14 protein-coding genes are annotated in these 12,286 nt (G+C 69.9%); 9 read left to right on the top strand and 5 right to left on the bottom strand.

The genetic code is table 11. The features are described from left to right. Positions 1–40 precede the first annotated feature (40 nt). The 4 genes from OG948_RS11350 to OG948_RS11335 are packed head-to-tail and all read left to right on the top strand — an operon-like array spanning position 41 to position 3,799. Positions 41–1,198, top strand: coding sequence for a glycosyltransferase family 1 protein (locus OG948_RS11350; protein ID WP_406295920.1), 1,158 nt, complete (start codon positions 41–43; stop codon positions 1,196–1,198). Next, positions 1,195–1,899, top strand: coding sequence for a hypothetical protein (locus OG948_RS11345; protein WP_406295918.1), 705 nt, complete (start codon positions 1,195–1,197; stop codon positions 1,897–1,899). The genes OG948_RS11350 and OG948_RS11345 overlap by 4 nt, the downstream gene beginning before the upstream one ends. Continuing rightward, positions 1,896–3,131, top strand: a complete 1,236-nt coding sequence (locus tag OG948_RS11340) for a hypothetical protein (RefSeq protein ID WP_406295917.1) — start codon at positions 1,896–1,898, stop codon at positions 3,129–3,131. The genes OG948_RS11345 and OG948_RS11340 overlap by 4 nt, the downstream gene beginning before the upstream one ends. Next, positions 3,128–3,799, top strand: coding sequence for a hypothetical protein (locus tag OG948_RS11335; protein WP_406295915.1), 672 nt, complete (start codon positions 3,128–3,130; stop codon positions 3,797–3,799). Before OG948_RS11340 ends, OG948_RS11335 begins: the two co-directional genes overlap by 4 nt. A 177-nt stretch (positions 3,800–3,976) precedes the next feature. On the opposite strand, the gene OG948_RS11330 is transcribed toward OG948_RS11335, so the two are convergent. Beyond that, the gene (locus OG948_RS11330) at positions 3,977–4,477 is read right to left on the bottom strand and encodes an AAA family ATPase (RefSeq protein WP_406295913.1); all 501 of its coding nucleotides are present in this window, start codon (positions 4,475–4,477) and stop codon (positions 3,977–3,979) included. Between the two features lie 386 nt (positions 4,478–4,863). On the opposite strand from OG948_RS11330, the gene OG948_RS11325 reads away from it, so the two are divergent. Both OG948_RS11325 and OG948_RS11320 read left to right on the top strand, forming a co-directional pair. Then, positions 4,864–5,403: an FkbM family methyltransferase gene (locus tag OG948_RS11325; protein ID WP_406295911.1), complete on the top strand. Its 540-nt coding sequence runs from the start codon at positions 4,864–4,866 to the stop codon at positions 5,401–5,403. An 89-nt stretch (positions 5,404–5,492) separates the two neighbouring features. After that, a complete protein-coding gene (locus tag OG948_RS11320; protein WP_406295910.1) occupies positions 5,493–5,969 on the top strand; it encodes an NUDIX domain-containing protein in 477 nt (158 codons plus the stop codon). Between the two features lie 265 nt (positions 5,970–6,234). Here the strand turns inward: OG948_RS11320 and OG948_RS11315 are convergent, their stop codons facing one another. Both OG948_RS11315 and OG948_RS11310 read right to left on the bottom strand, forming a co-directional pair. Further along, complete coding sequence (locus tag OG948_RS11315; protein ID WP_406295908.1) at positions 6,235–6,537, bottom strand: hypothetical protein; 303 nt, start codon at positions 6,535–6,537, stop codon at positions 6,235–6,237. A 120-nt stretch (positions 6,538–6,657) separates the two neighbouring features. Further along, complete coding sequence (locus OG948_RS11310) at positions 6,658–7,962, bottom strand: mobilization protein (protein ID WP_406295906.1); 1,305 nt, start codon at positions 7,960–7,962, stop codon at positions 6,658–6,660. On the opposite strand from OG948_RS11310, the gene OG948_RS11305 reads away from it, so the two are divergent. Continuing rightward, positions 7,931–8,629 (top strand): hypothetical protein, encoded by a 699-nt coding sequence (locus tag OG948_RS11305; RefSeq protein ID WP_406300403.1) that lies wholly within the window; start codon positions 7,931–7,933, stop codon positions 8,627–8,629. The two genes, OG948_RS11310 and OG948_RS11305, sit on opposite strands and share 32 nt — an antisense overlap. Further along, positions 8,542–9,171, top strand: coding sequence for a tyrosine-type recombinase/integrase (locus tag OG948_RS11300; protein ID WP_406300229.1), 630 nt, complete (start codon positions 8,542–8,544; stop codon positions 9,169–9,171). Before OG948_RS11305 ends, OG948_RS11300 begins: the two co-directional genes overlap by 88 nt. A 32-nt stretch (positions 9,172–9,203) precedes the next feature. On the opposite strand, the gene glnA is transcribed toward OG948_RS11300, so the two are convergent. Beyond that, positions 9,204–10,613 (bottom strand): type I glutamate--ammonia ligase, encoded by a 1,410-nt coding sequence (gene glnA, locus OG948_RS11295; RefSeq protein ID WP_395862245.1) that lies wholly within the window; start codon positions 10,611–10,613, stop codon positions 9,204–9,206. Between the two features lie 246 nt (positions 10,614–10,859). On the opposite strand from glnA, the gene OG948_RS11290 reads away from it, so the two are divergent. Then, entirely contained in the window at positions 10,860–11,318 is a 459-nt protein-coding gene (locus tag OG948_RS11290) for an RDD family protein (RefSeq protein WP_406295903.1), read from the top strand. A 262-nt stretch (positions 11,319–11,580) separates the two neighbouring features. On the opposite strand, the gene OG948_RS11285 is transcribed toward OG948_RS11290, so the two are convergent. Continuing rightward, positions 11,581–12,267: a DUF4191 domain-containing protein gene (locus OG948_RS11285; RefSeq protein WP_395862249.1), complete on the bottom strand. Its 687-nt coding sequence runs from the start codon at positions 12,265–12,267 to the stop codon at positions 11,581–11,583. Positions 12,268–12,286: the final 19 nt, after the last annotated feature.

The following is a 12,286-nucleotide window of genomic DNA, read 5'->3' as shown; positions in this document are numbered from 1 at the left end:
CGGGTCGAGCCCCGGGCTCCGAGAAGGAGGGTCGCACGCGATGCGCCTGCTCTACCTGCTCAACGTCTCCAACGCCGGCCGCCTGACCGCCGACTCCGGCTTCACCTTCGCCGACCTGCTCGCCCCGGCCCTGGTGGATGCCGGCGTGGAGGTGACCGTGGCCTCCCTGATCCCGGCAGGCGACGAGCGTGTGTACTTCGCCCGGACCGCCTCGCCGACCACCAAATACCGGGCCCGCTTCAACCCGGGCATGGGCGCGATGGTGCGGCTGTTCCGGCACCACCGGCCCGAGGTGGTCGTGGCCAACCAGATCGAGGCCGCGCCGGCGATCCGGGCCGCCTTGCTGGAGGCCGGGGTGGACGCGCGGATCGCCGGCTACTGCCACTACCTGCCGTTCTCCTTCACCGACACCGGCAAGCTGGAGCCGGACCCGGCGATGGACGACGGCGGGTTGGGCCGCAGTGTGCTGCTGGCCTTCGCCGCGGGCCTGGCGGCCTGCGACCGCGTCTTGGTCCACTCCGCCACCGCCGCCTCCTGGACCAGCGCGGCTGCCGCCCGCGCCGGCGTGGAGCTCCTCGGCGAGAAGCTGCACGTGGTGCCCGCTCCCAGGGATGTGCGCCTGGTGCGCGACCCTGCCGACATCACCCCGCCGGCAGGGCAGGCCACCGGCATCTACAACCACCGTCTGTACGCCCACTACGGCACCTCCTGCTTCACCCGGCTCGCCCGCCGGCTCGTCGCCGAGGCCCCGGTGCGGCTCACGGTGATGGACCTGTTCGGCGCCCGCAGCCTCGAGCGCGTCCGCCTGGACCCCAGCCCCGAGCAGCACTTGGGGGATCTGGCCGCTGTCGACGGTGTGGCGATCGCCTCCGACCGCGGCGACCGCATCCGATACCGCAACCTGCTGGCCGAAGTCCACTTCGGCATTGCGCCGTTTCGGCCCGGCTGCCCCTGGTCCATGTCGGTGATCGACTGCCAGGCGATGGGCCTGCCCGTGATCGGCCTGCGCACCGGCTGGTTGGCCGAGCACATCGACCCCGAGCTGCTGTTCGACACCGATGACCAAGCCGTCGGGATCGCCGGCCGCCTCGCCATGGACCCGGAGTTCTACCTGCTGCACGCCAAGCGGGCGCACGCCTCCACCGCCGATCTCGCGCCCGCCGCGGTGGCCACCCGCTACCTGGAGGCGATCAAGTGAGCGGCTTCGACGCGGTCCAGCTCTCCTACGACGAGCCGCTGGCCGACTCCCTGCACACCCGCCTGTCCCGGGTGCTGGGCGACACCGTCAAGCGTCTGCACGGGGTACGCGGGATGCGTCGCGCCTACCGGCTGGCCGCCGAACTGGCCGAGACCGACCAGTTCTTCCTCGCAGACGGTGACTTCGCCATCGACCACGCATTCCCCGCCGCCGAGGTGGAGCCGCTGGCGGACGGTGTGTCCATGCGGGTCTGGCGGGCCGTCAACCCGGTCAACGGCCTCACCTACGGCTACGGCGGTCTCAAACTGATCCGCACCAGTGCGCTGCGCGAGATGGGTCAGGCCGTTGACGTGCTGGCCGCGCTGCCCGGACGCGTCGAGTTCAGCGAGCACACCGCCGGCGCCACGCTGTTCAACCAGACCCCGTTCCACGCCTGGAAGGCGGGCTTCCGCGAGTGTGCGATGCTCGCGCGCGGCAGCGAGTACGGCATGACCGACACCTCGGCCCAAGAACGCATCATGGCCTGGACAACTAGCAAGGACGGCGACTTCGCCCACTACGCGGCGGCCGGTGCCCGCGACGGGTGCGACTTTGCCCACTCGGCGGCCCGCAACCCCGAGCGGTTCGAGGCGCTCAACGACCCGACCTGGCTGCAGCGGCACTTCACCGCGCTGCACGGTGAGCAGGCGATCGCCGGATGAGTACCCACTCCGGGCCGCTGGTCCTGATCGAGCCGTACGCCCACCGAGGCGGCGGGCACCACCAGCGCACGCTGATCGCACTCGCCGCCGCGCGCCCGGATGCCCTGGTCATCACCCCGGAGGGGATCGCAGACGGCCTCGGTCCGCTGCTGCGTGCCGGCGCCCGCATCACCACAGGCCCCGTGGGTCCGACGGCGAAAACGCTGCTGGCCGGTGCGCGAGCGGCGGCACGCGTCTCGGCTATCGGTCAGCGGCTCTTCGCCTCACGCAGCCGGCCGGTGAGCCGGCGTCGGCTGCCGCACCAGGTCACGCTGATCGCTCGCTGTCTGACCGAGGCCGCATGCCTTCGCACTGCCCGCCGTCTCGCTCCGCAGCCTGGGGCGGTGGTGATCCTCAGTGCGAGCGAGGCCCTGCACGGTGCTGCCGCCCTGCTAGGCGGCGGCCGACATCTGCGGTTCATCCACGAGCTCGTCACCACCGAGGACCGACCCCTCCGTTGGCTGGGTCGGCTGGCAGGCCGGGGCGAGAAGCGTGTGGTCGCGCTGTACCCGACCACCGCGGTCCGCGATCGGCTCCGGCGGAGCTTCCCCCACCTGCCCGGACGGGTACGGGCGTTCGCGGTCGACGACGGCCGGCGCCTGACCGAGGCCGAAGGCGAGGGCGCGCGATCCGCCTTCACCATCCCTGCCCGTGCGACGGCCGTGTGCCTGATCGGCGGCTGGTGGCCGTACAAGGACATCACCACTGTCGAAGCCGCTCTGGCCCGCGTCACCAAGCCGCTGCACGTCCTGGTATGCGGAACTCCGCTGGACGACACGGTGCTCGAACGCTGGCAGCGCCTGCCCCTCGCCCGAGTACACATCGTCCCCGGCCCGGTCGGTGAGGACGTCCTACGGCTCGTCTACGCCGCCGTCGATGCCGCGTTGGTGGCCCGGCGTCTTGGAACCGGCAAGGAGTCCGGGCTGGTCATGGACGCCGCCCGGCTCGGGGTGCCGCTGGTCGTTTCCGACCACGACCCGGACCTGACCGAGCGGCTGGCCGGACAGCCCTGGGCCCGGCTCTTCCCGGCCGGCGACCCGGGCGCCCTCGCCATGACCCTGGACCGGCTGCAGGCCGCGCCGCCTGCCCGGCCGGGGCCGCAGGCCCCCGCAGCGGTGGACATGCTCCCGGCCCGCGAACAGGCCGCCTACCTCAACGACACCTACACCGACCTGGTCAAGGAGTACCGATGACGCCCGCCTCCCCCGCCTTGGTTGCTGTGGTCGGCCCGGTCGAACCGGCCCTGCTGACCGCGTGGACCGCCCACTACCGCCGGCTCGGCGTCGAGCGCTTCCACCTCGCCTTCCACTTCCCCCAGCACGTCCCCGATGCCGGGCGCCGCCAACTGCCGGCCACCGCCCGGGAACTCGGCTTGCCCACCGGCCAGATCAGCACGGGTCCATGGCACGAGCACACCAACACCGAACTGCGCGACGCGCTGCGTGAACAGGCCGGCCCCGGCTGGCACCTGCTCGCCGACTCCGACGAGTTCCACACCCACCCGGCCCCGCTCGCCGAGGTCACCGAGGCGGCCGAGGAGAACGGCCGAGCGGTGGTGGGCGGGCTGATGCTCGACCGCGTCAGCGCCGACGGCCGCCTCGCCCTCTGGCGCCCCGAGGACGGACTCGACCGCACCTTCCCTCTGGGCGGCCACCTCACCCACCGCCTCCTGCGCGGAGACCCGCGCAAGATCGTCCTCGCCCTCTCGGGCGCCGCCGTCGCTTCCGGCAACCACCGCGCCCCCGGCCGCAAGCCCGACCCTCACACACTTGCGTGCGTCCACCACTTCAAGTGGCGCTCCGGCGTCGTGGACGACCTGCGTTGCCGCGTCGACCACTTCACCAGCGGCGCCTGGACTTGAGCACACCCCGGCCGTCCGCAGCGAGGCCACCCGTCTGCTCCAGCACATCGACCGCCACAACAACCGCATCGACGTCTCCGACCCCCGCCTCGGATTCCGCCACGTCACCCTCGACCGCATACCCGATGACTGGGCCACCGAAGCCGCCCGGATCCACGCCGCTTGGCGCCCATCCCGTCAGAGCCGGCCCGACTCCACGATCTCCTCGCCCTCGTTCTGAGGCGCCTCGAACCGCGCGAAGAAGTCGTCCAGCGCCTCAGGGGTCACGATCAGCGAGTTCGCGTCCCCTCTCCGGTTGCGCTCGGCCAGCCTGCGCAGCAGCTCGTCCCGATCGACGGGGAAGTAGAGCAGCCGCCAGCGTCCGCCGGCCGACTCCACCAGCTTCTTCATCGCGTCGCGGTCCTTGCGCGGCCACAGCCTGTGGTCCCACACCACATCCCGGCCCTCGGAGACCAGCTCGACCAGCCGTGAGTGCAGCTCGGCGACGACCGGGGCCTCCTTCTCGAAGTAGATGTGCTCCGGGTAGTCGACGCCGTACCGACCGTGCCGCTCGTGGACGACCTCGTCCACCGACAGCCGCACCGCGCCCTGCGGTTCCAGCTTCCGCCGAGCGTAGGTCGTCTTTCCCGAACCGGTCAGCCCCACCAGCAGGAACACCACCGGAGAACTCTCGGCCACCGACGACTCCCCTCACCGCTACCGGCGTTCACCGGCAAGTCTGCCACCACGGCCAATTCCGGGAACCGCGATCCGTATCCGCTGTCACCTGAAGGAGACACGCGTGCCCGCCTCCACCCTCGCTCGCCTGCTGCGGGCCTACGTCCGCCACGCGCCCGGAACAGTCGGCAAGCGCCCGCTCGTCGACCGCTTCCTCGACGATCACCTTCGAACCCATCCCCTCCACACCACTGCCCGGTTGCGCTCGGGTGACCTGGTCACCGTCACCACCAGCGACGTCATCCAGCGCTACCAGTACCTCTTCGGTGAGTGGGAGCCGAATCTGAGCGCCTTCCTGCGCGACCGCCTGCGGCCGGGGGATACCTTCGTCGACGTCGGGGCCCACCGTGGCGCGTTTAGCCTCCTGGCCTCCCACTCAGTCGGACCGACCGGCCACGTCGTCGCCATCGAGCCCACCCCGCAGTTCCACGACGACCTCGCCGGCGCAGCCACCACCAACCACCGCCGTCCGACCCCGCCACGTCCACACCACATTCCATGTGCCGACCGCGCCACTCGCGGAGCTGCTCGGTCAGGCCGAACTCTCCACCGCCCGGGTCATCAAGATCGACGTCGAGGGCGCCGATGCGGCGGCGGTCAGGGGACTGCTGCCCGCGCTTCCGCACCTGCGCGACGACGCGGAACTGGTCGTGGAAGTCACCCCCAGGCTCCTGGCCAAGCAGGGCGAGAGCGCCACCGGCATCATCGACAACCTGCGCGAGCACGGCTTCCACGCCTACACGCTCACCAACGACTACGACCCGGCCACGTATCCCCAGGCCATACGCAGCCCGCAGGCGCCCGTCAGGTGCACGAAGACCCCGGAGCAAATGACCGACTTGGTCTTCTCCCGTACCGACGCCGACCTCTTGGCGCTCGGAGGCTGAGCCGGACTCACACATTCCGGCAGCGGGGTCGGCCTGAGTCGCCCACCTCGCCGTTGACACCCCCGGCGCTATGACAAGGACTGGGTACTTTGACGAACAACAGTGTGATGAACAGTCGCAATTCGGTCTGCGTGATCGTCCACGACAAGGACACCGACACGATTGCCGCCGTGTACTACACCGCCCGAAACTGGTTGCCGCAGCCGGCCTGGACGGTCCCGGGCGGCAAGGCCGAGCCCGGCGAAGCCCTCGACGAGGCTGCTGCTCGCGAACTCGAAGAGGAAACCGGTCTGCTCGTCGATCCGGCAGATCTCGTACTCGTCCACGTGATCCACGTCGAACAGGGCTGGGACCAGGTCGGGCAGTTCGTCCTCTTCGTCTTCGCCACCGACACGTGGTCCGGCGAACTGACCAACATCGAGCCGGACAAGCACCTGGCCGCCCAGTGGGTCAGTGCGAACCAGTTGCCCGAGCCCGCGTTCCCGACCTCCGTGCAGGCGCTGGCCGCCTACCACGGTGGAGGTCCCTCCTTCTCCCGCTACGGATGGTCGGTCACCGCAGTGTGAGACGCGGGCGCGAGCGCGGCTGACCGTGCGCCGGCTCCCGGACCACCTGCCCATCTATGCGGTCGTCGAGATCTGAGACCGACGCCGTCGTGAAGCCCCGTTCCGGTTGCGTGAGACGACCGCGACCGGAACGGCCGCCGCAGAGTCCTACCCGGTGCCAAGGCTCGGCCTTCGGGGGCGGCCGGTGGGCTCATCGGCCGCCCCCGTCAATCACAGGTACGTGCCCGCGAACGTCCGGTCGAAGCCGAGGCTGACGAGGGCCTCGTCATAGGTGGCCCAGTAGCGGTCCGGGGGGGCTGGTGGCGAGGTTGTCGAAGTCGTCGGTGTAGAGGTCGGGTTCGTGCCATTGGTGTGCGCAGCGGCAGCGGATGAAGGTGTGGCCTCGGTGGTGGACGAGGAGCCAGTCGCGGCGGGCGTCGCAGGCGGGGCAGCGCACGGGGATGCCGGTGACGCGGAGTTCGTCGGGGTGTTCGGTGCACACCACGAGGGCGTCCAGGTCGTAGGTGCCGGGTTGGGGCATGGGGTGCAGGTTCGGGGCCTGCGGGAGCTCGGGGTGGGGTTCGTGCATGGGGTCCTCTCCGGTCGGGGACCACACCATGTCCCCGACCGGGCGTACAAGTCCATCGTGTTCGGCAACCCGCTTGGGAGCGCGTTCGCGCAGGTCACGAGAGCCTTGACGCGTAGGTGATCAGCGTCTGCGGCGGTGTTCCTCCGTGGCGCGGCGGACCGGGGTGGCGGCGGGTCGGGTCGGTGTGGCGGCCGGGCGCGTGGTGCTGCGGGTGGTGGCGGCTCGGTGTCGGGCGGTGGGTTGGTGCAGTTGGCGGCGGATGCGCCAGGTGAGGACTTCGGCGGGGGAAGCGGCGGTGTCGAGTTCGCGTTGCCCGGCGGCTTCGAACAGGACAGTCGCCGGTGCCTTGCCGGTGCGGGTGGCGTGGGTGAGCGCGGTGTTCAGGGCGGGCCAGGCGGGGTCGGCCACGATGCGGTCGGCGTGCTCTGGCAGGACCTGCCGCAGGGCCTCCAGGAGTTCGGGCGTCGCCGGCGGCGTCTCCTGGTCGCGCGCCCCGGGCGGAGCGCCGGACCAGGCTGCGCGCGTGGTCGTGGGGCGTGGCGTGGTGGTGTGGAGGTAGGCGGTCTGAAGGTGGATCAGGGCCTGGTGGGCCGCGGCGGCCTGTTGGTGGTGGTTGCGGGCCCGGTGCCAGTGGACGGCGGCGAGTGCGGCCAGGACGAGGGTGCACAGGATCATGGCGGTTGCTCCGCCGTCCTGTTCGCCGCGGCCGGCCCACAGGAGGTCGCGGGCGGCGGCACGCAGCAGGTCTCCGGCACGTTGGTCGGCTTCGACGCGGCAGCGGGTGGCGCGTTCGAACGCGATCGAGGCTCGCCGGATCTCGATGCGGGTGGGGCCGGTGGTGACGACGACCATGGCGGAGAACGCCTCGCCCAGTGCGGAGAGTTGTCCGGCCGCCGCTTCGTCCTCGCCGTGGCGAAGGTGTCCGGGGAGGGCGTCGAGGGTGGTGGCTGCCCGATGCCAGGGTTCGGCGGTGGAAGTGTCGCGGTGGGTACCGGGGTGGAAACGGGCGCGGATCCTGGGCAGGGACAGGTCGGGGGCGAGTCTGCCCCCGCCGAACCAGACGAGGGCGCCGTTGGCGTTGGTGTCGTCGGGCATGGCGACGCTGTATCCACCGACTTCGCCCGAGGGCAGGATGCGTTTCCTGACCTTCACGCCGAGTCCTTCGAGGACGGCGAAGAACTCCGCCTCGTTCGAGGCCGCGGCGATGGCGGTGCGCACCCTCTCTCGCAGGTGCTCGCGTGGGGTCGTGGCCCGTCCTCGTCGTTCGGCTTTGAGACGCTCGGCGTCGCCGGGGCGTTGGGCGGCTGTGCGGTCGGACCGGTCGACACGGGTCAGCCCCCATTCCTCTTCGATGAGGGCGCATTCCGCGGCTGCGCGGAAGACGTCCCGATAGTTGTCCGGGCGACGCAGCGAGCACAAGGGCAAGGTGCCGTCCGCCGACCACGGCAAGGGCAAGCGCTGGCAGGCCCGTTGGCGGGACGCCACCGGCAAGCAGTGCAAGGAGAACTTCGACCGCCGTGTCGACGCCGACGCCCGCGCGGCCAAGGTCGACAACGACCTCAACGAGGGCACCTACCTCGACCCCAGCTCCGGCAAGGTCACGCTGGAGGTCTTCGCCAAGAAACGCCTCGCCTCACTGACCGGTGACCCCGGAACGTACATAGTCGTCGAACTCCGAATACGCCTACACGTCCTGCCCCACCTCGGCCACCATCAACTGCGGGTGTTACGCCCGACCATGTTGCAGGCCTGGCTCCGAGACCTGGAGAAGGCCGGCCTTGCCGCCTCCTACATCCGGGTCATCTTCGCCAACCTCTCGGCCATCCTCCTCGCGGCCGTGGACGACGGCGTCATCGCCAAGAATCCGTGCAGCGCGCGTTCCATCCGCCTGCCGAGGACACTCGGCCCCCGGTCGAACCTTGGTCCTCACAGCGCGTCGAGGAAGTCTCCGCCGCACTGCCGTTTGCCTACGCGTGCACTGCCCTCGTCGGAGCCGGTTGCGGGCTGCGGCAGGGCGAGATCTTCGGCTTGGCCGTCAGGGATATCGACGAGGCCACGGGCTACGTGCACGTGCGACGGCAGGTCAAGCTGATCGGCAGCAGGAGGGTCTTCGCTCCGCACAAGGGCGGCAAGGCGCGCGACGTCCCGCTCTCGCCCAAGGTTCTTGAGGCGATCCTCGCGCACTTGAAGGCGCGACCGGCTCGTGACGTGACGCTGCCCTGGGCAAAGGTCGACGGCAAGCCGACCACGGAGAAGCTGATCTTCACGAGCCGCGAGAGCAAGGCTCTCAACCGCAACTACTTCAACCCGTACATCTGGAAGCCCGCGCTGGCAGAGGCGGGCGTCATCGAGACGCCGGAGGAAGGCGAACTGTTCGGCGAGTCCCGTGCCGACGGGATGCATGCCCTTCGCCATCACTACGCGAGCGTCACGCTCGACGGTGGCGAGAACATCCGGGCGCTCTCCGAGTACCTCGGTCACGCCGACCCCGGCTTCACCCTCCGCGTCTACACCCACCTCATGCCCGGCAGCGCCGCGCGTACGAGGAAGGCCGTCGACCACGCTCTGGGAGCAGCGGTCGACGGCCTTGTCCTTCGGGGGAGTGCCCTCCCTGTGCCCTCTGAGTCGGTCTAGAGGGCGAACCCGCAGGTCAGCAGTACTTCGGTTTAGATGTCGAAGTAGAGCTCGAACTCGTGGGGGTGGGGGCGCAGGCGGACCGGGTCGATTTCCTTGGTGCGCTTGTATTCGATCCAGGTGTCGATCAGGTCCTGGGTGAACACGCCGCCTTCGAGGAGGTACTCGTGGTCGGCTTCGAGGGCGTCGAGGACCTCGGCGAGGGTGCCGGGGACCTGGGGGACGGCCTGGTGCTCGTCGGGGGCCAGTTCGTACAGGTCCTTGTCGACGGGCTCGAGCGGCTCGATCTTGTTCTTGATGCCGTCGAGGCCGGCCATCAGCTGGGCGGCGAAGGCCAGGTACGGGTTGGCCGACGGGTCCGGGACGCGGAACTCGACGCGCTTGGCCTTGGGGTTGCTGCCCGTGATCGGGATGCGGATGCAGGCCGAGCGGTTGCGCTGCGAGTAGACCAGGTTGACCGGCGCCTCGAAGCCCGGGACCAGGCGGTGGTAGGAGTTCACCGTCGGGTTCGTGAAGGCCAGCAGCGACGGGGCGTGCTTGAGCAGACCGCCGATGAAGTAGCGGGCCGTGTCGGACAGACCCGCGTAGCCCTGCTCGTCGTAGAACAGCGGCGAGCCGTCGGTCCACAGCGACATGTGGCAGTGCATGCCCGAGCCGTTGTCGCCGAAGATCGGCTTCGGCATGAAGGTCGCGGTCTTGCCGTTGCGCCACGCGACGTTCTTGACGATGTACTTGAACAGCATCAGGTCGTCGGCCGCGGCCAGCAGCGTGTTGAACTTGTAGTTGATCTCGGCCTGGCCGGCGGTGCCCACCTCGTGGTGCTGGCGCTCGATCTCCAGGCCCGCGGCCTCGAGCTCGAGGGAGATCTCCGCGCGCAGGTCGGCGAAGTGGTCGACCGGCGGGGTCGGGAAGTAGCCGCCCTTGTACCGGACCTTGTAGCCGCGGTTGTTCTCCTCCTGGCCCGTGTTCCAGGCCCCCGCCTCGGAGTCGATGTGGTAGAAGGACTCGTTCGCGCCGGTCGCGAAGCGCACGCTGTCGAACACGTAGAACTCGGCCTCGGGGCCGAAGTACGCCGTGTCGGCGATGCCGGTGCCGGCGAGGTAGCGCTCGGCCTTCTTCGCGACGTTGCGCGGGTCGCGGCTGTACTCCTCATCCGTCAGCGGGTCGTGGATGAAGAAGTTGATGTTGAGCGTCTTGTCCTTGCGGAACGGGTCGAGCCGCGCCGTGGACAGGTCGGGGCGAAGCGCCATGTCCGACTCGTGGATCGCCTGGAAGCCGCGGATCGAGGATCCGTCGAACGCCAGCGTCTCACTCGGGTCGAACGTCTTCGCCGGGACCGTGAAGTGCTGCATCACGCCAGGCAGGTCGCAAAAACGAACGTCTACGAACTTGACGTCGTTGTCGGCGATGTATCGCGACACCTCTTCGGCGTTGTTGAACATCAATCCTCCTCGACCCGGCGCCAGGCGCGGGTAGTTGCGTTCGCGGGGAGCGGCCTCCTCCCCGGTGGCCACTAGGCCTCGAAGGTAGGCGCGAGCGGTTTCCCGTCGGTGTCCCTCGTGTTTCCGGGATGTTACGCACCCACCCGTACGGGGCGGCCCGTCTTTGCCCGGATGCATGCCCATGATCATCCCGCGCACACACACCCCGGGGCGGGTGAATCGGCCCGGCTCGTCTACTTTGGAAGGGTGGACGAGAACACGACCGCATCGCGGAACCAGGCCCCCGGGACGGCGGGCGAAGACTTCGGCTACCGCGGCAAGCGTCTCGGGCTGCCCGAGGACGGACCCAACTCGCTCGCGCCCACCGGGCGCAGGTTGATCGCCCTGCTCATCGACTGGAGCATCTGCTACATCATCGCGCTGTCCTTCATAGGCGGCGGCGACCTCAACGACCCCGGGACGAGCTGGGGCACCCTCGCCGTGTTCGCCGCCGAGAACCTGCTCCTGGTGAGCACGATCGGCTGGACCTTCGGCAAGCGGATCATGGGCATCCGGGTGGTGTCGGTCACCCGCGACACGCTGCTGCCGCTCGCGGTCGTGGTGCGTACGTTCCTGCTGTGCCTGGTGATCCCGCCGGCGATCTACGACCGGGACGGGCGCGGGTTCCACGACAAGGCGGTCGGTACCGCGGTGGTGCGTGCGTAGTTCGTAACACGACGCGTGCCGACACGACGCGTCTCCGGGCACGACGCCTGCGGGCACGACCCCACGGGCACGACCCCACGGACGCGACGCGTACGAACCCGGCGCGACGGTCCGGACCCGGGATACGAGCACCCGGACCCGGGATACGAGCACCCGGACCCGGTACGGCAAAAGAGCGGCGGCGATCCGATGCGGATCGCCGCCGCTCTCGCGATCGGGCGGGGACGGGGTGCTGCTGCGTGGCGCGGTGGCCGTCGAGGGGTCAGCCGCGCGGGCCGCGCGGCATGCGCGCGCCCTTCGGCATCGGGCCCTTGGGCACCGGCATGTTCTTCATCAGGTCGCCGACCGCGCGCAGGCGGTCGTTGACCACCGCGACCTCGGGCTTGGCCATGGTCGGGCTCAACTTCATGATGTGCCGTTGCAGCTTGCGCAGCGGGACCTGGCCCTCGTCGTTGCCGACGATGATCGTGTGCACCACGGTGCTCGCCGCCAGGCGGGACATGCGCTTCTTCTCGTCGGCCAGCAGTCGCGTCACGCGACCGGGCTGGCCCTCGCCCACCAGGATGATACCGGGGCGACCCACGGCGCGGTGCACGACATCCTGCTGGCGGGTGATGGCCACGGTGGGGGTCACGACCCAGCCACGCTTGAGTGACTGCATGACCGCCAACGCCGCGCCGGGCTGGCCCTCCATCTGGCCGAGCACCGACTTCTCGGCCCGTCGTCCGAAGATGAAGGCCGCCGCGAGCAGACCCACGAGGGCACCGAAGATGCCCAGGTAGATCGGATGTCCCCACCAGAAGCCGATGGCCAGGAGTACTGCGAATACGCCCAGGCCCCAGGCCGCCACAATCAAGCCGACCCACGGATCGGCCTTCTTCGTCTGCTGGTAGGCGAGCCGGATCTGCTTCAGCCGGCCGCTCTTCTCGGATGGTTCCTTGCTCGCCATGTGAAAAGGATACTGGCGT

It is taken from the genome of Embleya sp. NBC_00888, assembly GCF_045207655.1.
Classification (GTDB): Bacteria; Actinomycetota; Actinomycetes; order Streptomycetales; family Streptomycetaceae; genus Embleya.
Note: the sequence above shows the minus strand (reverse complement) of the source record. Positions and strands in the feature narration are given on the sequence as shown.

What these genes read in the sequence shown, in the direction of transcription:
- OG948_RS11350 (WP_406295920.1), top strand. Translation starts at nt 41, where the DNA reads ATGCGCCTGCTCTACCTGCTCAACGTCTCCAACGCCGGCCGCCTGACC.
- OG948_RS11340 (WP_406295917.1), top strand. Translation starts at nt 1,896, where the DNA reads ATGAGTACCCACTCCGGGCCGCTGGTCCTGATCGAGCCGTACGCCCAC.
- OG948_RS11335 (WP_406295915.1), top strand. Translation starts at nt 3,128, where the DNA reads ATGACGCCCGCCTCCCCCGCCTTGGTTGCTGTGGTCGGCCCGGTCGAA.
- OG948_RS11315 (WP_406295908.1), bottom strand. Translation starts at nt 6,537, where the DNA reads ATGCACGAACCCCACCCCGAGCTCCCGCAGGCCCCGAACCTGCACCCC.
- glnA (WP_395862245.1), bottom strand. Translation starts at nt 10,613, where the DNA reads ATGTTCAACAACGCCGAAGAGGTGTCGCGATACATCGCCGACAACGAC.
- OG948_RS11285 (WP_395862249.1), bottom strand. Translation starts at nt 12,267, where the DNA reads ATGGCGAGCAAGGAACCATCCGAGAAGAGCGGCCGGCTGAAGCAGATC.